Origin of the sequence: Janthinobacterium violaceinigrum (assembly GCF_009208555.1) — a bacterium.
Classification (GTDB): Bacteria; Pseudomonadota; Gammaproteobacteria; order Burkholderiales; family Burkholderiaceae_D; genus Janthinobacterium; species Janthinobacterium violaceinigrum.
On sequence record NZ_WFLI01000013.1, the window covers coordinates 1 to 20,552 of the forward strand.

Genomic DNA, 20,552 nt, shown 5'->3' on the forward strand with positions numbered 1-20,552 from the left:
GCCTGGGCGCCCACGCTGGCCGCCAGCTGCTGAATGGCCTGCGCCTGGTTCGTCCGGTCCGCAACGTAGAGGCCCACCAGCTGCGGGTGGGCGGCGCGCTGGCGCAGTTCTTCGACGCCGTGCCCTCGCTGCGCGAAGTGGCGCTGTGGGGCTTGTGCGACGGCGCCACGGCAGCCGCCTGCCATGCGCCGCGCGACGCGCGCATCACCGCGCTGATCCTGCTCAACCCGTGGGTGCGCAGCAGCGCCGGCCTGGCGCGCGCCACCCTGCGCCACTATTATCTGCGCCGCCTGCTGCAAGGGACCTTCTGGCGCAAGCTGGCGGCCGGCGGCATCAGAGCGGGCGCCGGCCTGGCATCGCTGCGCCGGGTGGCGGCCGCCACGCAGCAGCAGGCGGCGCAGGAAGACGACGCGCCCGCGCCAGCCCTGCTGCGGGCGCTGGCGCAATTCCAGGGCAAGGTCTTGCTGATCCTTAGCGGCGAGGACCTGGACGCGCGCGAATGGCAGTCCCTGCTCGATGCCGATCCGGCCTGGCGCGCCGTGGCCGCCCGCGGCCACTGGACGCAGGCGCAGGTCGATGGCGCCAACCACACGTTCGCCAGCGCCGCCTGGCGCGGCGAAGTCGAACAGCTGTGCGCACGGTGGCTGCAGTCATGGTAGGGACCGCGCCAAAACGGGTATTGATGATCGCCTACCATTTTCCCCCGCTTGCAGGCGGCAGCGGCATCCTGCGCACCGTGGGCTTTGCGCGCCATCTGCCCGCCTGCGGCTGGCAGCCGCTGGTACTCAGCCCCAGCGCCAGCGCGTATGCGCAACGCGATGATGCGCAGCTGGCGCCCGCCACCGTGCGGCGCACCGTGGCGCTGGACGCGGCGCGCCACCTGGCCATCGCGGGGCGTTATCCGCGCTGCCTGGCGCTACCCGACCGCTGGAGTTCCTGGTGGCTGAGCGCCGTGCCGGCCGGCCTGCGCATGATCCGCCTGTACCGCCCGGACGCCATCTGGTCCACGTATCCGATCGCCACGGCGCACCTGATCGCCATCACCCTGCAAAAGCTGAGCGGCCTGCCGTGGATTGCCGACCAGCGCGACCCCATGCTCGACGACAGCGATCCGCTGGCGCCGTATCCGCCCGAAGCGCGCCTGCGCCGCGTGCATGCGTGGATAGAACAGCGCATCGCGGCGCGCAGCGCGGCCATCGTCTGCACCACGCCGGGCGCCATCGCCGCGCACGAAAGACGGCTGGCGCAGGTGGGGCGCGCGCGCTTCCACCTGATCGAGAACGGCTACGACGACGGCCATGAGCATGACGGCGCCACTGAGCGGACGGGCCCGCGCGGCCGCTTCCTGCTGCTGCACAGCGGCGTGATCTACCCGTCCGAGCGCGATCCGCAAGCGCTGTTCCAGGCCCTGGCCCGGCTGCGCCAGGATGGCGTGCTGCATGCGCGTAATTTCCAGCTGGTGCTGCGCGCCACGGGCCACGATGCGTGGCTGGCCAGCCTGCTGGTGAAATACGGCATCCTCGACCTGGTGCGCCTGGAACCCTTGCAGCCGCACGGCGCGGCCCTGCGGGAAATGCAGGCCGCCGATGGCTTGCTGCTGCTGCAGGCGGCCAATTGCAACGCGCAGATTCCCGCCAAGCTGTATGAATACCTGCGCTGCGGCCGGCCCATCCTGGCGCTGACGGACCTGGCCGGCGACAGCGCGGCCACGCTGCGCCACTGCGGCATCGACACCATCGGCCAGCTGGCTTCCAGCAGCGACTGCGCGCACGCCCTGCTGCGCTTCCTGGCACTGGCGCGCCAGGGCCGCGCGCCGCTGGCCAGCCCTGCCGCCGTCGCCCTGCAATCGCGGCAAGCCCGCAGCAACGCCCTGGCCCAGTTGCTGGACCAGGTCAGCCACAGGAGAAGCGCATGAAACGCCCGATACTTGCCTGCATCCTCGCCGCCTGCTGCGCCGGCGCCGCTGCCGATTGTCCGCCCTACGTCAAGCACACGCCGGGCGGCGACTACACGAGCGCGGAAGACCGCGACGGCCTGGCCGTCGTCGAGAAATTCCATTTTTCGCGGGCCGTGGAAACGCTCGCGCAGGGCCTGACGGGCAGCCTGGGCGCCGACATCAGCTACACGCTCGAGCACTTCCCGAATCACCACCGGGCGCTGGCCTCGATGGCAAAACTGGGCTTGCGCCTGAAAAGCGCGCAGCCCGTCGGCGCCCGCTACACGGTCAGCTGCTATTTTGAGCGGGCGATCTCCTTCGCGCCGCACGACGTGACGGCGCGCATGGTGTTCGGCAACTACCTGCTGGCCACGGGCCAGGACGCGGCGGCGCTGGAACAGCTGGACGCGGCCAGCCGCCTGGCGCCCGACCAGGCCACCATCCAGTACAACCTGGGCCTGATGTACGTGAAAAAGAAGGAATACGAGAAGGCCAGCGCGCACGCGCAAAAGGCCTATGCGATGGGCTTTCCCCTGCCGGGGCTGAAGAACAAGCTGAAGGCGGCGGGCAAGTGGCGCGAACCGCCGCCCGCGCCCCCTGCCGCTTCCGCTGCCGTGGAGGTTGAAGCGGCGGCCTCCGCACCGGCGGAACCGGCCGTGCCGCCGGTGGAAAAACCTAGCGGGGAATGACGGCCGGCCGCTGCGCCACGCTCAGGTGGCCCGTCGGCGAGGCGGCCAGCGCGGCGGCCAGGTCGCGCCGCGATTGCGCCTTGTCGGCGGCAGTGCCGATATGCGCCAGTTCCGCCGGCTGCAGCACGGTGGCGGTGAGCAGCATCACTTCGCCAAATGGCGTGCCGAATGACGGGGGGATCGTCGCCGTGCCCTGGGCCAGCAGCACGCCCACCTGTCCGTGTTCATCTTCCAGGCCTGTCGGCGCCTCCTGCACGTCCAGCACCATCGATACGCTGCCGTGGCGCTGCACCAGCAAATCGATGGAGCCGTGGTCGGCCACGTTCTGGCTGACCTGGTAAATCGCGTCGAACAGCCAGGATTGCGCCACGGCCTGGCCGTCGAAGGCGGCCAGCGGCGCCTCGATGCACACTTCCAGCAAATGGCCGCGCGGGACAAAAACGTCGTCGTCATCCTCGAACGGGTCGCTCAAGCCGTCGCTGGCGAGAATGATGGTATCGGCGCGGCGGATCACGCGCCAGGCCTGGCGCAGCGACGGCCAGCGGGGGCCGCCCATGAAGGCGGGATTGACGAGGGGCGCCAGCACGTCGGCGTCAACGTCGCCCAGGCTGGCATAGAAGGCGTCGCGCGCGGCGCAGGCCGTGGCCAGCATCTGCGCGCCCGCTGCCTTGCCGACGACGGCGTCGTCCGGTTGCGGTACTTGCGGAATAGCGTGTTCGTTTTGAGACATGGCGAAACTCTGAAAATTAGTCGGCGGGGGGAAAGTCTTCATTATTGCGGGGCAAATAGCCCCAGATGCGCGCCACCCGGTCGCGCACCTCGAAATCAAAGCCGATGCGTGCCAGTTCGGGCACGATCCACACGCCATGGTCGATGATTTTCCTGGGCAGCAGCATGCCCACGTGTTCTTCCGAATACAGGCTGATGTCGAACCATTCCACGCCCATGAACGGAAACGGCGGGTGGTAATCCCATTCCGTATCCCAGCGCGACACGTAGCCGGTGACGGAGCCGTAGCGATAGGATGGCACCCAGTCCTTGCGCCCGCGCATGAAGGCCAGCAGTTCGTTCCACTTGCAGTCGTTGGCGGCGCCGGCCAGGTTGCGCCGCGCGATGTGGCCGCGCAGCTTGCGCTTGATGTCATCGCCGCCGGCGTCGGCCAGCGGCAGGCTGGGGTCGGCCATCACGCCGCCATCAGCGGGCGACCGGCTTGACTTTGGAGGCGGCCAGCACGGCCCGTTCGCGGGCCGTTTCGATATCGTCGGCCGTGGCCAGCGCCACGCCCATGCGGCGGCGGGCGAACGATTCCGGCTTGCCGAACAGGCGCAGGTCCGCGCCCGGCACGCGCAAGGCGTCGGCCACGCCTTCGAAGGCGATGCCCTTCGCTTCGACCTGGCCATAGATGACGGCCGAGGCGGCGGGCGAACGCAGCGCCACGTTGACGGGCAAGCCCAGGATGGCTTTCGCGTGCAGTTCGAATTCGCTCTGCGCCTGGCTGGCCATGGTGACCATGCCCGTGTCGTGCGGACGGGGGCTCACTTCCGAGAACCACACCATATCGTCCTTGACGAACAGCTCCACGCCGAACAGGCCCAGGCCGCCCAGGTTGTCCGTCACCTTGCGGGCGATGTCGCGCGACCGCTCGAGTGCCAGCGGCGCCATGCGGGCCGGCTGCCACGATTCCACGTAGTCGCCCTGCACCTGCAAGTGGCCGATCGGTTCGCAGAACTGCGTCTCGACCTGGCCCGAGGCGCCCACGGCACGCACGGTCAGCAAGGTGATTTCATAATCGAAGTCGATGAAGCCTTCGACGATCACGCGGCCCGTGTCGACCCGGCTGCCGCTGGCCGCATACGCCCACGCCGTTTCCACCTCAAGCGCGCTATCGAGCTTGGACTGGCCCTTGCCCGACGAGGACATCACGGGTTTCACGACGCACGGGAAGCCGATTTCCTGGCAAGCCGTTTGCAGCTCTTGCAGGCTGCTGGCGAAACGGTACGGCGACGTGGCCACGCCCAGGGTTTCGGCCGCCAAGGTGCGGATGCCTTCGCGGTTCATCGTCAGCACGGCCGCGCGCGCGTTCGGGATGCACGTGATCTGCCCCGCCGCTTCCAGCGCCGCCAGGGTGTCCGTGGCGATGGCTTCGATTTCCGGCACGATCAGGTCCGGCTTTTCCAGGTCGATCAGCGCAGCCAGGGCCACGCCGTCGCTCATGTCGATCACGTGCGAGCGGTGGGCCACGGGGTGGCCGGGCGCATTCGGGTAGCGGTCGACGGCGATCACTTCCACGCCCAGGCGCTGCAGCGAGATGATCACTTCCTTGCCCAGCTCGCCGGAGCCCAGCAGCATCACTTTGATGGCGGTGGAAGACAGGGGCGTACCGAAGGTGCGTGGCGCGATGGTGCTGCTGGTGCTTGAGGTCATGGCAGAGTCTGTAGGCGGATGGAAAGATGGCTGGGACTATAACAAATGCCGGCCATCTTGGACAGGGCGCGCCGCTGCCGTGCGGCCCCGTTTCCCAGCCTAGCGGGCTGCGCTAGCCCGCGTACGCCCGCTTGATCTGCTCGATGTCGATCTTTTTCATGCCCATCATGGCTTTCATCACGCGCTGGGCCTTGACGGGGTCGGGGTCCGTCAGCAGGCGGATCATGATGGTGGGCACGATCTGCCACGACACGCCGAACTGGTCCTTGAGCCAGCTGCATTGCTGGGCTTCCGGCGGCCCCCCTACGGACAGCAGGTTCCAGTAGTGGTCGACCTCATCCTGCGTTTCGCAATTGACCTGGAACGAGATGGCTTCGGAAAACTGGAACATAGGGCCGCCGTTCAAGCCCGTGAACGTCTGGCCATCGAGCTCGAAGGCCACCGTCAAGACGCTGCCCGGCTCCTGGCCGTGGATTTCCCTGCCCTCTTCGCCGTAGCGCAGGATCTGGCCGATCTTTGAATTGGGAAATATTTCCGTGTAAAACCGGGCTGCCGCCTCGGCGTTGCCGTTGAACCATAAACATGGGGTAATCTTTTGTACGCTGTGCATGATGTCTCCCTTGGTCGAAGTAGAAACACCTTCCCTGTGCGGGAAGGCCAGTGCACCATCATAGTCACTATTGCGCCGTCAAGGCGCGCAATTTGCCGCCTGCGCCGCCGCTTTTGCCACTTTCTTGCGCGATATCGCCGCGCCCCAGCATGCCGGCGCTGGCCAGCAGGCGCAAGCGGGCCGAGCGCCATTCCGCTTGGCAACGGATGCGTTCCTGCTGCGCTTCCAGCAGCGCCGACTGCGTAGTGAGCATTTCCAGGATGTCCGCCGCGCCCAGGCCGAACTTGCGCTGCACGCTGGCCAGCGCATCCTGCGCCGCACCCAGCCACGTCTGCGCGGCAGTCAGGTTGGCCAGGGCCGTGCTTGCCTCCGCATGCGTCCTGACCAGGTCCATCAGGGTCTGCTGCTGCACTTCCTGCGCCTCCGCTTCCCTTTGTTCGGCCTGCGCCTGCGCGCCGCGCACCTTGTAGTGGCGCGCAAAACCGTCGAACAGGGGGATGTTGAGCGAAATGCCCACCAGGGTTTCGCGCGTGGAGGCAGGCGACAAGCCCTGGTTGGGGCGGCCATTCTGGTACATATTCGCCGTCAGGTCGATGCTGGGCCGGCCCTCGGAGCGGGCCACGGCCACCCGTTCGCGTGCGGCAGCCAGCTGCGCCTGCGCCGCCACGATGGCCGGATGCCGCTCCCGGGCCTGTGCCAGCCAGGCGTTCAAGTCTTCGCGCAAGCCCGCGTTCAAGCCCGCCCCTGCGCCATCCCCGTCGTCGTCCACGAGCACCGCCGTATCGGCCGGCAAGCCCAGGGTGTACACGAGCACGGCGCGGGCCTTGCGCTCGTCGCCGTCGGCGCGGCTGGCGCCCAGCGCCGCCTTGGCCAGCGCGCTCGTCGCTTGCAGGGTGTCGCTGTGCGAGCCCAGGCCCCGCTGCGCGCGCCGCTGCGTCGCCTGCACCGTTTCCTGGGCCAGCGCCTCGTATGCCTGCCGCATCCGCACGCTGGCGCGCGCCGTCTGCGCGTCGAAATACGCGCTGACCGTTGCCGCCAGAGTCTTTTGCAGCACGGCGTCGCGGTTGGCCAGGGCCGCATCGAGCAAGGCCTGGGCCGAACGCTGGCCCGCCGCGCGCCCGCCAAAGTCGAACAGACGCCAGGACAGGCTGAGCGAACCCGTATTGCTGGCCAGGCTGCTGGAAGCCGTTGTGGTGCCGGGATAGGCCGTGCGGTCATGCACGCGGCTCAGGCTCCCATTCAGGGTGGGCAGATAGGCGGCCCTCGCTTCGCCCACGCCGGCCGCCTGCAGCCGGATGCCGGCCCAGGCGCCGTGCACCTGCGCGTTGCGGCACAGGGCCAGGTCGACGGCCGCCGGCAGGCTCAATGGCAAACTCAGTTGCACCTCGGCCCCATAGGCGGACGCGCATGGCGCGGCGGCGAGCTCGCCCGCCTGCTCCGCCCGCACGGGCAAGGCCCCCAGCAAGGCGGCGGCCAGCAAGGCGGTGCGGCATCTAGCGTTCATGCAGCGCCTCCTTCTGGTGCTGCACCAGCGGCGACAGCACGTATTCGATCACGCGCCGCGTGCCCGTGCGGATTTCCGCGCGCACGGCCATGCCGGCCGACAGCGGCACCACTTTGCCGTCGATGACGATGGCCGGCTGCCGCAGCGTGATCCTGACGGCGTAGACGAGGCCCTTCTTCTCATCCTCGATGGCGTCGCGCGACACGCTGCTGACGACGGCGGGCACGGTGCCATACTTGGTGTAGTCGAAGGCGTCGACCTTGACGGCAACCGCCTGCCCTTCCTGCACGAAGCCGGCGTCGCGGTTTTCCAGCATGGCGTCGATTTCCAGCCGGCCCTGGCGCGGGACGATCTGCATCAGCGCCTGCGCGGCCGGCACCACGCCGCCCACCGTGTGCAGCTTGAGCTGCTGCACCGTGCCGTCGACGGGCGCCGTCAAGCGCAGCAGGCTGCCGCGGGCGCCAGCGCGGCGCGCATCCTGGCCGCTGGCGGCCGCCACCCTGGCCCCTTCCGCCAGCGCATCGTATGCATCCTTGCGCGTCTGCGCGACCAGGGCCGCGCGTTCGCTGCGGGCCGACGCCAGCTGGCCCGCCAGGTCGATGCGCGCCTGCTCCTTTTCCAGCCACGCGTGTTCGGCCACGTCGCGCGTGGCCGCCAGCGTCCGGTAGTCGCCGGCGCGCTGCACCGCCAGCGGCAGCGCCTGCGCATAGCGGGCGATTTCGCCATCGAGATGGGCCAGCCGGGCGCGGAAACTCGCATACTGGCCATCCACATGCGCCTGGGCGGCGGCGACGTCGGTGGCGGAAGCCTCCACGGGCGGCGCCAGCTTCGGCGCGCGCACGCCGTCGACGGCGGCGATCAGCGCGCGCGAGCGGGCCATCTGCAGCGCGGCCGCCACGGCGTCGCCGGCCGCCTTGTCGCGCTCGGCGTCGGGGCCGCGGCTGTCCAGCTCCACCAGCAGATCGCCCGCCTTCACGGCTTGCCCCTCCCGCACGTGCAGGGCGCGCACGGCGGCCACGTCGACGGAAGCGATGGTCTTGGTGTTACCGGACGGAATGATCTTGCCCGCCGCATTGACGATGATGTCCACCTTGCCGAAGACGGCCCACAGCACCACGCAGCCGACGAGCAGCATCAGCACGCGCGCCGTGAAGCGCAGCGACGGCGACACGGGCCGCTCCTGCAGCGCCAGCGCGGCCGGCAGGAAGGCCGCCTCGTCCTCGCTCAGCACGGGTCCGCCCAGGGTGGCGCGGATGCGCCAGCTGTGCCGCAGCACCTGGCCGTAGCGGGCCAGCAGTTCGCCATATGCGGCCAGGCGATGGCCGGCGCTCATGCGGTGCTCCCCGTCGTTCCCTGCTGCAAGCCGTACAAATGGGCGTAGATGCCGCCGGGCCGGGCCAGCAGCGCCGCGTGGGTGCCCAGCTCGGCCACCTGCCCCCGCTCCATGACGACGATGCGGTGCGCCTCGCGCACGGCCGACAGGCGGTGGGCGATGATCAGCACGGTGCGCCCCGCGCAGATGCCCCGCATATTGTCCTGGATGATTTTTTCCGACTCGTAGTCGAGCGCGCTCGTGGCCTCGTCGAAAATCAGGATGCGGGGATTGCCGACGAGGGCGCGGGCAATGGCGATGCGCTGGCGCTGGCCGCCCGACAGGCCCGTGCCATGCTCGCCCACCATGGTGTCGTAGCCTTCAGGCAACTCGCAAATGAAATCGTGGGCGCCTGCCAGTTTCGCCACGGCAATGACGGCGTCGATGGGCAGCGCCGGGTCGCTCAGCGCGATATTGTCGCGCACGGAGCGGTTGAACAGGATGTTTTCCTGCAGCACCACGCCGATCTGGCGCCGCAGCGACGCCGTGTCGATGACGGCGATATCCTGTCCGTCGATCAGCACCCTGCCCCGCTCGGGGATGTACAGGCGCTGCGCCAGCCGCGTCAGGGTGCTCTTGCCGGAACCGGAACGCCCGACGATGCCGATCACTTCGCCGGGCGCGATGGCGATCGACACGTCGCGCAGCACCTCGGCCGCGTCGGGCCGGTAACGGAAACCCACCTGCTGGAAGGCGATGGCGCCCGCGATGCGGGGCATGCGCGCCTTTTGGCCGCCCCCGTTCAGGCCGCCGGATTCCGTGCGGGCATTGAGGATGTCGCCCAGCCGGCTCATGGAAATACCCACCTGCTGGAAATCGTTCCACAGCTGCGCCAGGCGCAGGATGGGCGAGGCCACCTGGCCCGCCAGCATATTGAAGGCCACCAGCTCGCCCACCGTCATCTTTCCATCGATGACGAGGGTGGCGCCCCACCACATGATGGCCGCCGTCACCAGTTTGCTGACGAGGGTGACGCCGCCGCTGGCCAGCATGCCGATATTGTTTGCAGACAAGCCAGCCGACACATAGCCGGCCAGCTGCTTTTCCCACTGCTGCTGCCAGCGGGGCTCGACGGCCATGGCCTTGACCGTGTTGACGCCGCTGATCGTTTCGACCAGGAAAGACTGGTTTTCCGCGCTGCGGTTGAATTTGTCGTTCAATCGCCCCCGCAGCACGGGCGTGAGCAGCATCGACAGGGCTGCGTAGACGGGAATCGAAGCGAGCACGATCACGCTCAGCGCGACGCTGTACCACAGCATGGCGGCGATGAAGATGAAGGAAAACAGCACGTCGAGCACCAGGGTCATGGCGTTGCCGGTGAGGAAGGAGCGGATGCTTTCCAGTTCATGGATGCGGGCCACGGAATCGCCCACGCGGCGCGCCTGGAAATACGCGATCGGCAAGGCCAGCAGGTGGCGGAACAGGCGCGCGCCCAGTTCCACGTCGATCTTGCTGCTCGTGCGCGCAAAGACATAGGTGCGTATCTGGCCCAGCACGGCCTCGAAGACGATGGCGCAGACCAGACCAATGGCCACCACGTTCAGGGTCTGCATGGCGTGGTTGACCAGCACCTTGTCCATCACCACCTGGAAAAACAGGGGCGTGGCCAGGCCGATCAGTTGCAGCACGAAGGAAATCAGCAGCACTTCACCCAGCAGCCGGCGGTATTTGACGATGGCGGGGATGAACCAGCTGAAGTCGAAGCGGGCCGTCTCGCCCGCATAGCTGGCCTTGCTGGTGAAAAAGATCAGTTCGCCTGTCCAGGTGGCGAGAAACGCTTGCAGGCCCAGAATTTGCGGCGGCTGGCCCGGATGCTGGATCAGCAGCTTCGCCATGCCCGCCCCGCTGTCTTCGACCTTGCCGAGGATAAAGAAACGGCCGTCCGTATCGATGGCGATGGCCGGCAGCGGCGCCTGCGCCAGCCGCGTCAAGGGCTGGCGCACCAGCTTGGCCGTCAGCCCCAGCTGTTTTGCGGCCAGCAAAATGGTTTGCCGCGTGAACACGGCCTGGCCGTAAGCGTGCTTGAGCTGGGCGCCGTCGGCAGGCACGCCATGCAGGCTGGCCATCAGCAGCAGCGACAGCAAGCCCGTATCGGGCGTGGCGGATTCAAGGGGCGGCGTATCGTGGCTATGGGAAGTTGCGGGAAGTGCGCTCATCGGATCATGTCAAAAATTCAATGGCGCAGCCTGGCCGGCACGTGCAAGGCCGGCCAGGCTGCGTAAGGGGTGATACGGCTAGCCAGGCTTTAGTGGGCTGCCGCCAGCTGGATCTGCGCCGACGCAGCGCCATGGCCCGACCACGGGGCCGATGCAGCGGCCGGCACGGCAAAGCCGGCCATGGCTTGCACCAGCTGCGCCGCATCGGCTTGCCAACCGCCGCTGCCGCCCTGGCTGGCAGCGCCCAGCTGCTGGCCCGCGCGCCAGTTCTGCGCCAGCACCGGTGCCAGGGTAGCGGCCGTGCCAGCAGGCAAGGTAAGCTGGCCCAGAGGCGGCGGCGTCAGGCCCGCCATCGCCTGCACGAGGTTTTGCACATTGTTGCCCAGCAAAACGCGGCCATCGGCCATGCGGAATTCCTCGATGCGCACCGCCGAGTCCGAGTACCAGTTGTTGATGGTGATCTTGTCCGTCGTGCCGATGGTGCTCACTTCCAGGTGCACGCCCACCTGGCGGAACCACAGCTGCTCGGCATTGACGCCGGCCAGGAAGGACACGACGTCGTGGCTGCCGGCCTCCACCACCTCGGCGATGATGTCGGCGCCGTCGCCGCGGGCGAAGATATAGGTATCGTTGCCGGCAGCGCCGGCCAGGGTATCGTCGCCCTTGCCGCCCTGGAAGGTATCGTTGCCCAGGCCGCCAAAGAGGATGTTCCTCAGCTCATTGCCGATCAACACGTCGTCGAACTTGCTGCCGATGAGAGTATTGAAATTGGCCAACACGTCGACACCGGGACGCGCAGTCATGGGACCGCCTGCCGGTGCGAAGACCGCCGTCACGCCCGCAGTGGCACCCGTATAGTTGACCGAGTTGCCCGCGCCTGCGCCGTCGAGCACGTTGCCGCCCGGGGTCTCCACGTAAAAGACGTTGTTCGTGTAGGCGCTGCCCGTCACCGTCAGGCCGGCGCCGTTCAGGCGCACGTTTTCCACGTTGTCGGCCACCGTGTAGTTGACGCTGGTGTACACGGTATCGTTGCCGCCGTTGCCCCGTTCGACGATGAAGTCGCCGCCATGGTTGACGTAATACGTATCGTCGCCGCCCAGGCCTTCCAGCAGGTCGGCGCCTGCGGACCCCGTGAGGACGTCGGCGTTCGCCGTGCCCGTGAAGGTCTGTCCCGTGGGCTGGGTGGGACCGTTGAAGTGCCAGGCCTGGGCCAGCACGGGCGCCAGGGCGGCGGCCGTGCCGGCCGGCAAGGTCAGCTGGCCCAGCGGCGGCGGCGTCAGGTTCGCCATCGCCTGCACCAGCAGCTGCACGTCGGTGCCGCGCATGACGTGGCCGGCGGCCGTGCGGAATTCCTCGATGACGGGCGTGGCCGCCTTCCAGTCGCGGATGGTGATCTTGTCCGTCGTGCCGATGGTGCTCACTTCCAGGTCCGCCCCCACCTGGCGGAACCACAGCTGGTCGATATTGACGCCCGCCAGGAAGGCGATGGCGTCGTAATTGGCTTCGCCGGTCGACTCGGCGATGATGTCGGCGCCGTCGCCGCGCCCGAAGACGTAGATATCGTCGCCCAGACCGCCGACGAGGAAATCGTCGCCCTTGCCGCCTTGCAAGGTATCGTTGCCCAGGCCGCCGGACAGGGTGTTGCCCAGCTCATTGCCGGTGAGCACATCGTCATAGCCGCTGCCCGTCAGGCTGGAAAAATTGAGCAGCACGTCGCCGCCCGGGCGTGCCGCGGGGTTGTCGTTGCTGGAAATCATGGTGGCCGTCACGCCAGCCTTGGCGCCCGCATAGGTGGCGCTGGTGTTCACTCCCGTGCTGCGCAGCACATTGCCGCCGGCGACATCGACGTGGAATACATTACCGCTGCCATTGCCCGTCACCGTCAGGCCGGCGGCACCCACATGCACCTCTTCCACGTTGGCGGCCAGCGTGTAGTCGACCGTCGTGTAGACGGTGTCGCGTCCGCCGCCAGCCTGTTCGATGACCACGTCGCCGCTGTGGTTGACGTAATAGATATCGTCGCCGGCCAGGCCCGCCATCACATCGGCGCCCGCCGTGCCCTTGATGATGTCCGGGTTCGCCGTGCCCACAAAGGCGCCGTTGCTGGGCTGGTTCGGGCCCTCGGTGCGCCAGTTCTGCGCCAGCTTTGGCGCCAGGATGGCGGCGAGGTTGTCCGGCAGGGTCAGCTGGCCGGTCGGCGGCGGCGTCAGGCCCGCCATCGCCTGCACCAGGTTTTGCACGTCGCTGCCCAGCAGCACGCGGCCGTCCGCCGTGCGGAATTCCTGGATGCGGGGCGCCGAGCCGACGACATACCAGCCGTTGACGGTGATCTTGTCCGTGGTGCCGATGGTGCTCACTTCCAGGTTCGAGCCCACCTGGCGGAACCACAGCTGGTCGGCGCTGACGCCGGCGAGAAAGGACACCACGTTGCGGCTGCCCGCCTCATCCGTCTCCATGATGGAATCGGCGCCGTCGCCGCGGGCAAAGATATAGGTATCGTCGCCCTGCAGGCCTGCCAGCAAATCGTCGCCCTTGCCGCCTCGCAAGATATCATTGCCCAGATTGCCGACCAGGGCATTCTTGAGATCGTTTCCGGTCAGGACATCGTCGAACTTGCTGCCGACGACGCTGGCGAAATTGAGCAGCACGTCGCTGCCGGCAGGCGCCGTTTGAGGGACATTCGGCGTTGCCAGGGTCGCCGTCACGCCAGCGCTGGAACCGAGGTAGTTGACCGAGTTCCCCGTGCCGCCGCCGTCGAGCACATTGCCGCCGGCCACGTTGACGTAAAAGATATTGTTGGTGTTGACGCTGCCCGTCACCGTCAGGCCGCCGGCCGTGAGGCGCACGTTCTCGACGTTCTCGGCCACCGTGTAATTGACGCTCGTGTACACGGTATCGGTGCCGCCGTTGGCCAGCTCGACGATCACATCGCCGCTGTCGTTGACATAATAGGTATCGTCGCCGGCCAGGCCTTCGAGCACGTCGGCGCCCGTCGTGCCGGTGAGCACATCGGCATTCGCCGTGCCCACGAAGCGCTGCGGGGCCGCCGCGACGCTGTTCAGGTATGCCTCGAGGGCGGAAACGCCATCGTCGCCGGCGGCGGAAACGGTAGATGCAGGTGCAAATTGCTTGGTCATGTTGCAGTGTCCTGTCGTTAAGCTGAAAACATCAAGGTTGAATAGGCCGGCGCGAGCCGGCATCGGGCAAAAGTCCCGGCCGCATGCGGCCCTGGCCTTTCGGCGCATGGACGGCGCGGCTGAGCATCGCCTCGCATGCACCCCCTACTGACGTTCAAACGGGAGAAACACTGTTATTTGTCATGCAAATGTCACACTGCACGACGGTGTAGCATGGTGAGTAATCTGCCCTCGCTCTGGGCTAGGTGCCGAAAGTGCAGTCCTGTAACTGTTCCACCATGAAATCAATGAACACGCGCAAGCGCGGCGGCATGTGGCGGCTGGCGGGCCACAGCAGCCAGAATGCCGTCTGCGCCTGCGTATGCTCGTCCAGCACGCTTTCCAGCTGCCCCGCCGCCAGCTCGCGTCCCACGGTAAAGGCGGGCAGATAGGCGATGCCCTGCCCTTGCACGGCCAGGTAGACGCGCATTTCCACGCTGTTGCACACCATGCCGGGCGCCGGCGGGACGGCTTGCCCCATCGCCTCGCCCAGCGGCCACTGTTCCAGGCGACCCGTGGCGGGAAAGCGGTAGTCGAGGCGCTGGTGCCGCAGCAGCTCGGACGAATGCGCGGGCCGGCCATGGCGCGCCAGGTAGGCGGGCGACGCCACCAGCAGGCGGCGGAACGTGCACAGTTTGCGCTGCGTCAAGCCCGAGTCCAGCAGCGCGCCCGTGCGCACGACGGCGTCGAAGCCGTCGCTGACGACATTGACCAGGGTATCGGAGAAATCGAGGTCCAGCTCGATGGCGGGATACGCTTGCATGAAGGCGGCGATGGCCGGCTCGAACAGGCCGCTGTAACGTGGCAGGCTGATGCGCAGACGGCCGCTCGGTGCGCTGCCGGACTCGCTCAATTCCCGCTCGGCCGCTTCCACCTCGGCCAGGATGCGCTTGCAGCGGTCGAGGAACTTTTCCCCTTCCGCCGTCAGCGCCAGATGCCGCGTACTGCGCTGGAACAGGCGCACGCCCAGCCGCGCCTCCATGCGCGCCACGCTCTTGCCGACGGCCGACGACGACAAGCCCAGCAGCCGGCCCGTGGCCGAGAAACTGCCGCTGTCGGCCACCTGTACGAACATGGCGATGCCGCCCAGACTATCCATGCAATTCCCCCATTAAAGACAAATGTGTCCGATATGTTGATCAGTTTAGCCCATTTTTCTTCAATTCCAGGCGCGCCATACTTGCCGCTTCTTCTATCCGAACCCACTTCCATGCCCTCTTCCCCACGTTTGACGCTTGCCCTGCAAGTGCTGGCCGCCTGCCTGACGGGCTTGCTGATTCCCTTGTGCTTCACGGGCCCGGCCGTGGCGCTGCCCGCCCTGGGCGCCGAATTGCGGGGCAGCGCCGCCGCCCTGAACTGGGTCATCAATGCTTATATCCTCAGCTATGGCAGCGCCATGATGGTGGCCGGCAGTCTGACGGACGTACTGGGCCGGCGCCGCGTCTGGCTGGCGGGGCTGGCCCTGTTTTGCGCGGCCACCCTGGCCATCGCCGTGGCGCCGTCCGTCGCGCTGATCGCCGCGCTGCGCTTCGTGCAGGGCCTGGGCGGCGCGGCCGCGTTCGCCGCCGCCATGTCCTCGCTGGCGCCCCTGTTCCACGGCGCGGCACGCAGCCGGGTGATGAGCATGCTGGGCACGACGTTCGGCCTGGGCCTGGCCTTCGGCCCGCTGGCGGCCGGCGCCATGCTGGAACTGGCCCGCTGGCCCGCCATTTTTTACGCCACGGCCGCGCTGGGCGCCATCGGCGCGCTGCTGGTGCTGGCCAGCGTACCGGCCGATGCGCCCCGTGCCCAGGGCGGGCTGGACTGGCCCGGCGCCGTCAGCTTCAGCGGCGCGCTGTCCCTGCTGACCCTGGGCATGCTGCTGGCGCCCGAACATGGCTGGCGCAGCGGGGCCGTGCAGCTGTCCCTCGCCGCGTCCGCACTGCTGTTTTGCGTGTTTGTCGCCGTCGAACGCAGGACGGCGCAGCCCCTGCTGGACTTGACCCTGTTTCGCCAGCGCCGCTTTGTCGCCGTGCAAGTGCTGGCCGCCTCGCCCGCCTTTTTGTTCATCGTGCTGATCGTCATGCTGCCGGGGCGCTTCATCGGCATCGATGGCGTGTCGCCGCTGGCGGCGGGCCGCCTGATGGTGGCCCTGGCCGCCCCCTTGCTGGTGGTGCCCATGCTGGCGGCGCTGCTGTTGCGCTGGGTCCAGGCCGGCACCGTGTGCGCAGCGGGATTGCTGCTGGTTGCCGCCGGACTGACCTGGCTGGCGCAGGTGCTGGGCAACGGCGGCACCGCCGCACTGGCAGGACCGCTGCTGCTGGTGGGCGCCGGCATCGGCTTGCCGTGGGGCTTGATGGATGGCATGGCCCTGAACGTGGTGGAAACGCAGCGGGCCGGCATGGCGACGGGTATCTTCAATACCGTGCGCATCAGCGCCGATGGCGTGGCGCTGGCCCTGGCGGGCGCCGTGCTGGCCAGCCTGATCGGTGCGGCGCTGCTGCGCCAGCTGCCCGCCGGCCTGCCCGTGCTGGCCGCCGCCAGCCGCGCCGCGCTCGGCGATATCCAACAAGCAACACAGCTGCTGAGTGGCCAGGAAGCATTGCTGCGCGCCAGCTATGACGCTGCCTTCCGCCATTTGCTGCATGGCTTGGCGTGGCTGGCCGTGGCGCTGGCGGCGCTGGTGCCGTATTTGCTCAGGAAGGATGCGTCTCAGGCGTCGAGGCCATAAAAAACGGCCACGAGGATGGCGATGTTGTTGCAGGCGCGCGCAAACGCCGTCGTCGCATAGGCGGCCGCCACGCCCGGGTCGCGGTAGCGCAGGTAGACAAAGCTGAACATGGCGCCCGACCCCAGCGCGACGATGGCGTGCAGCAAGCCGCCGCTGATGAAATGCACAATGCCCCACAGCACGGCGCCCAGAAAAATGCTCAGCTGGCGGCTGGCGCCCAGGCGCTTGAGGATTTCCAGCGGCAGCAGCTGGCCCAGGAAGGTTTCCAGGATGGGAGAATAGATGACGACCCAGAACACCAGCAGGGGCAGCGACATTTCACGCTTGAACCTGGCCAGGCCCGTGTGCGCGCCCCAGTATTCGGGCGGCAACAGCCATTTGGTAATAAAAAGGATGGCAAAGCACAGCAAGCAGGTGAGCAAGCCCCAGCCGAGACCGGCAAGGGCCAGTTGCAGCACGGGCGGCGCCGGTTTGTCGTCGTCCGGGCTGGAGAGATCATGGCTGCTGCGCACTTGCATGAGAAGTCCTGGCGGTGATCCAGCTCTCATTGTAGCGCGGAATACGACTATTGGCGCGTGGCTGCCGGCGTGCCGCGCGCCGCCCTGCCGTGCGGCCTCAGGCCGCCAGGCGCAATGGGCCGTTGGCCGGCCGGGCCAGCTTGAAGATGCCCACTTCCTGTTCCAGCTGCGCCGCCTGCTGCTGCAACTCGTGGGCGGCGGCGGCCGCCTGTTCCACCAGGGCCGCGTTTTGCTGGGTCACCCGGTCCATGTCGACGATGGCGCGGTTGACTTGCTCGATGCCGGCGCCCTGCTCCTGCGTGGCGTGGCTGATCTCGGCCATGATGCCCGTTACCCGGCCGATGCCGGCCACCACGTCATGCATGGTGGCGCCTGCCTGCTCGACGAGCAGGGTGCCCGTGCCCACCTTGCTGACGGAGTCGTCGATCAAGGCCTTGATTTCGCGCGCGGCAGCGCTCGAACGCTGGGCCAGGCTGCGCACCTCGGTGGCGACGACGGCGAAGCCGCGCCCCTGCTCGCCGGCGCGCGCCGCTTCCACGGCCGCATTCAGGGCCAGGATGTTGGTTTGGAAGGCGATGCTGTCGATCACGCCGATGATGTCGACGATCTTGTTTGACGACGCATTGATCAGCCCCATGGTATGCACCACTTCGGCCACGGCCTTGCCGCCCTGCTCCGACACGGTCGACGCTTCGCGCGCCAGGCGGTTTGCCTGCTGGGCGTTGTCCGCATTCTGGCGCACGGCGGAAATCAGTTCTTCCATCGACGACGCCACTTCTTCCAGCGAGCCGGCCTGCTGTTCCGTGCGCTGCGACAGGTCGCGGTTGCCCGTGGCGATCTCGGTCGATGCCGTGGCGATGCTTTCCGTGCCGTGGCGCACCTTGCCGACGATGGCGGCCAGGTTGTCGCGCATGGTCTTGATCGCAAACAATAAGCTGCTGTCATCGCCGTGGCGCGTGTGCACGTCGATGGCCAGCTCGCCGAGCGCGATGCGCCCGGCAATCGAAGCCGCATAGGCGGGTTCGCCGCCCAGCTGGCGCAGCAAGCCCCGCGTGATGACGGTGGCGACGGCAATGCAGATGAGCACGCTGAGCGCGGCCAGCACGCCGATCCAGCGCAGGGACTGGCCGTAGATGGCGCGGGCATCGATGGCGGCCTGTTCCGATTCGCGCTGCACGTTTTTCAGGACGGTATCGATGTCAGCGACGATCTGGCGCCGCAGGGGGCTGCATTCCTCGACGAGGAAGGTGCCGTACTGCTCCATCTGCCCCGTGGCGCGGAACTGGCGCGGACGCAGCAGTTCCTGCGCCATGGTTTTCAGGCCCGTGCTGACTTTTTCGAACTGGGGGTCGCCGGCGAACTGCGGCGCCAGCTTGGCCAGCGCTTCCAGGTACAGCGCCTTCTGGCTGTCGAGGATGGCCAGCTCTTTCTCGGCGGCGGCCTGGTCATGGAAGATATAGGCGTTGCGGGCGGCCAGGCCTGTCTGGTCGAGCGCTTCGCGCGCCACATACAGGGGGTCAAGTTTTTCCAGCTGTACTTTGTCTTGCGCGTCCATGGCGCCGGAGATGGCGCCGATGCGCAGCAGCGCGAAGGCAGCCAGCACCAGCATGAATAAAACCAGCAGCCCGAAGCCTGCGCTCAGGCGCGCGCCTATCGTCAAACGATTGAATGACATCATTGTTGTTATTGCCCTGTAATAAAGTTGATTGTTGCCGGTTCGGTCAGCACTTCAGTACTGCCAACCGGCGATCTGCTCGCCGTCGTGTTGCCTTTCCTGCGTGGCGCAGGATGGTTCTCTAACTGGCGTTTTTTGGGCAGTCAGCTTCTAAATTCGGGCAATGCAGGCGCGCGGGACATGCCCTGCGCCATACAACAGCACACTGAATTATAAGCGAACAGCGTTACGGATGATTCCACGCGCTCACTTTTAATGCCTTGATGCATATCAAAAAAGACAATCAACTGTTCCTGGGAGCATCGATGACGGCCATGGTGATGCGCGAAATGCAGCACAGTTTGCCATCTGCATCGACGATGCGGATTTCCCAGACCTGGCTGGTGCGGCCCCGGTGTATCGGCGTGGCGCGCCCCGTCACGTGGCCGCCCCGCACGCCGCGCACGTGGTTGGCGTTGATTTCCTGCCCCACGCTCACGTGGCGGCTGGAATCGAGGCAGGCATTCGCGGCCATGCTGCCCAGGGTTTCGGCCAGCAAGACGGACGCGCCGCCGTGCAGCAGCTTGAACGGCTGCATGGTGCGGTGGTCGACGGGCATGGTCGCTTCGATCCAGTCGGGGCCGAACGCCGTGAATGCGATGCCCAGGTGGCGCATGGCCGTGCCCTCGCCGGCGGCGTTGAGCGTGTCCAGGTCGAGCGGTGCGTGCCAGATTTCCATTATTACCTCGGATCAGTGTGAAGAAAAAGCTATTGTAGGGCAGCCCGTCCGCGCGCGCGGCTTCATCTTTCCTTCACCGTGGCACGGGGTGGCGATGGCATTAACTGGTTATAATTGCCCCATTCTTAAAAAACGAGGTTGTGTATGAAGTGGGCCTTGCTGGGCATTTTTGTGTTTTCTGTTTTACATATTCATTTTCGTGGCAAGGTGCGCCTGCCGTTCCGCCGCCAGATCTTCGATCACTCCTCGTTCATGGCGCCGCTGAACCTGTTCATGCACACTTTTTCCAAGGTGCCGGCCACGCCGTATCTTTCCGTCGATCAATTTCCGGAACTGGCGCCGCTGCAGCAGAACTGGCAAATCATCCGCGATGAAGCGCTGCGCATGCAGGAAATGAAAAAGATCAAGGCAGCCGAAAAGAACAATGACGTGGGCTTCAATTCCTTCTTCAAATATGGCTGGAAGCGTTTCTACCTGAAATGGTATGACGCGAACCACCCGTCGGCACAGCAGATGTGCCCGCAAACCTATGCGCTGCTGCAATCGATTCCCTCGATCAAGGCCGCCATGTTCGCGGAGCTGCCGCAAGGCGGCAAGCTCAACCCGCACCGCGACCCGTTCGCCGGCTCCCTGCGCTATCACCTGGGCTTGCAGACGCCCAACGACGACCGCTGCTTCATCGACGTCGACGGCGAGCGCCACAGCTGGCGCGACGGCCAGGCCGTGATGTTCGATGAAACGTATATCCACTGGGCCCGCAACGACGCCGACAGCGACCGCATCATCCTGTTCTGCGACATCGAACGCCCGATGCGCTACCGCTGGGCGCAAGCGCTGAACCGCTGGCTGGGCCGCAACCTGATGACGGCCGCCGCCTCGCCCAACGAACTGGGCGACCAAGTGGGCGGCGTCAGCAAGCTGTTCCAAATTTCCTGGACCATGGGCCAGTACCGCCGCCGCTTCAAGGCGTGGAACAAGACGGCTTACCAGGTCACCCGCGTGGCCCTGGTCGTGGGCGTGGTCGCGCTGATCTACTTTATCTAGGCGGCGCTCCGCCCCCATCA

At 67.0% G+C, this 20,552-nt stretch carries 17 protein-coding genes; 5 read left to right on the forward strand and 12 right to left on the reverse strand.

Features of this window, described 5'->3' with window-relative positions; translation table 11 throughout:
- The 3 genes from GCN75_RS13065 to GCN75_RS13075 all read left to right on the forward strand — a co-directional run.
- Positions 1–659 (forward strand): hydrolase 1, exosortase A system-associated (locus GCN75_RS13065; RefSeq protein WP_152282908.1); only part of this gene is annotated, 659 nt, incomplete at its 5' end.
- A gap of 23 nt (positions 660–682) precedes the next feature.
- Positions 683–1,915 (forward strand): glycosyltransferase, encoded by a 1,233-nt coding sequence (locus GCN75_RS13070; protein ID WP_193317489.1) that lies wholly within the window; start codon positions 683–685, stop codon positions 1,913–1,915.
- The gene (locus tag GCN75_RS13075; RefSeq protein WP_152282910.1) at positions 1,912–2,625 is read left to right on the forward strand and encodes a tetratricopeptide repeat protein; all 714 of its coding nucleotides are present in this window, start codon (positions 1,912–1,914) and stop codon (positions 2,623–2,625) included. The genes GCN75_RS13070 and GCN75_RS13075 overlap by 4 nt, the downstream gene beginning before the upstream one ends.
- Here GCN75_RS13075 and GCN75_RS13080 read toward each other — a convergent pair.
- The 9 genes from GCN75_RS13080 to GCN75_RS13120 all read right to left on the reverse strand — a co-directional run bounded on the left by GCN75_RS13080 (position 2,612) and on the right by GCN75_RS13120 (position 14,966).
- Positions 2,612–3,355, reverse strand: coding sequence for a hypothetical protein (locus GCN75_RS13080; protein ID WP_152282911.1), 744 nt, complete (start codon positions 3,353–3,355; stop codon positions 2,612–2,614). The genes GCN75_RS13075 and GCN75_RS13080 overlap by 14 nt on opposite strands.
- A gap of 16 nt (positions 3,356–3,371) precedes the next feature.
- Positions 3,372–3,809, reverse strand: coding sequence for a DUF6678 family protein (locus GCN75_RS13085; protein WP_152282912.1), 438 nt, complete (start codon positions 3,807–3,809; stop codon positions 3,372–3,374).
- A 10-nt stretch (positions 3,810–3,819) separates the two neighbouring features.
- Positions 3,820–5,049: a formate-dependent phosphoribosylglycinamide formyltransferase gene (purT, locus tag GCN75_RS13090; RefSeq protein WP_152282913.1), complete on the reverse strand. Its 1,230-nt coding sequence runs from the start codon at positions 5,047–5,049 to the stop codon at positions 3,820–3,822.
- 112 nt (positions 5,050–5,161) lie between these two features.
- Entirely contained in the window at positions 5,162–5,659 is a 498-nt protein-coding gene (locus GCN75_RS13095) for a VOC family protein (RefSeq protein WP_152282914.1), read from the reverse strand.
- A 67-nt stretch (positions 5,660–5,726) separates the two neighbouring features.
- Complete coding sequence (locus tag GCN75_RS13100) at positions 5,727–7,163, reverse strand: TolC family protein (protein ID WP_152282915.1); 1,437 nt, start codon at positions 7,161–7,163, stop codon at positions 5,727–5,729.
- The gene (locus tag GCN75_RS13105; protein ID WP_152282916.1) at positions 7,153–8,496 is read right to left on the reverse strand and encodes an HlyD family type I secretion periplasmic adaptor subunit; all 1,344 of its coding nucleotides are present in this window, start codon (positions 8,494–8,496) and stop codon (positions 7,153–7,155) included. Before GCN75_RS13105 ends, GCN75_RS13100 begins: the two co-directional genes overlap by 11 nt.
- Entirely contained in the window at positions 8,493–10,691 is a 2,199-nt protein-coding gene (locus tag GCN75_RS13110; protein ID WP_152282917.1) for a type I secretion system permease/ATPase, read from the reverse strand. Before GCN75_RS13110 ends, GCN75_RS13105 begins: the two co-directional genes overlap by 4 nt.
- Positions 10,692–10,780: 89 nt before the next feature.
- Positions 10,781–13,828 (reverse strand): calcium-binding protein, encoded by a 3,048-nt coding sequence (locus tag GCN75_RS13115; RefSeq protein ID WP_193317490.1) that lies wholly within the window; start codon positions 13,826–13,828, stop codon positions 10,781–10,783.
- A 241-nt stretch (positions 13,829–14,069) separates the two neighbouring features.
- Entirely contained in the window at positions 14,070–14,966 is an 897-nt protein-coding gene (locus GCN75_RS13120; RefSeq protein ID WP_152282919.1) for a LysR family transcriptional regulator, read from the reverse strand.
- A gap of 111 nt (positions 14,967–15,077) precedes the next feature.
- Here GCN75_RS13120 and GCN75_RS13125 point away from each other — a divergent pair, with 111 nt between their 5' ends.
- On the forward strand, positions 15,078–16,577 hold the full coding sequence (locus tag GCN75_RS13125; RefSeq protein WP_152282920.1) for an MFS transporter: 1,500 nt from the start codon (positions 15,078–15,080) through the stop codon (positions 16,575–16,577).
- On the opposite strand, the gene GCN75_RS13130 is transcribed toward GCN75_RS13125, so the two are convergent.
- The 3 genes from GCN75_RS13130 to GCN75_RS13140 form a co-directional block, all read right to left on the reverse strand.
- Entirely contained in the window at positions 16,559–17,095 is a 537-nt protein-coding gene (locus GCN75_RS13130) for a CPBP family intramembrane metalloprotease (protein WP_193317491.1), read from the reverse strand. The two genes, GCN75_RS13125 and GCN75_RS13130, sit on opposite strands and share 19 nt — an antisense overlap.
- Positions 17,096–17,192: 97 nt before the next feature.
- Complete coding sequence (locus GCN75_RS13135) at positions 17,193–18,773, reverse strand: methyl-accepting chemotaxis protein (protein WP_152282922.1); 1,581 nt, start codon at positions 18,771–18,773, stop codon at positions 17,193–17,195.
- A gap of 280 nt (positions 18,774–19,053) precedes the next feature.
- On the reverse strand, positions 19,054–19,488 hold the full coding sequence (locus GCN75_RS13140; protein WP_152282923.1) for a hotdog fold thioesterase: 435 nt from the start codon (positions 19,486–19,488) through the stop codon (positions 19,054–19,056).
- Positions 19,489–19,632: 144 nt separating this feature from the next.
- Between GCN75_RS13140 and lpxO the strand changes: the two genes are divergently transcribed.
- Positions 19,633–20,532, forward strand: a complete 900-nt coding sequence (gene lpxO / locus GCN75_RS13145; RefSeq protein ID WP_152259182.1) for a lipid A hydroxylase LpxO — start codon at positions 19,633–19,635, stop codon at positions 20,530–20,532.
- Positions 20,533–20,552 lie beyond the last annotated feature (20 nt).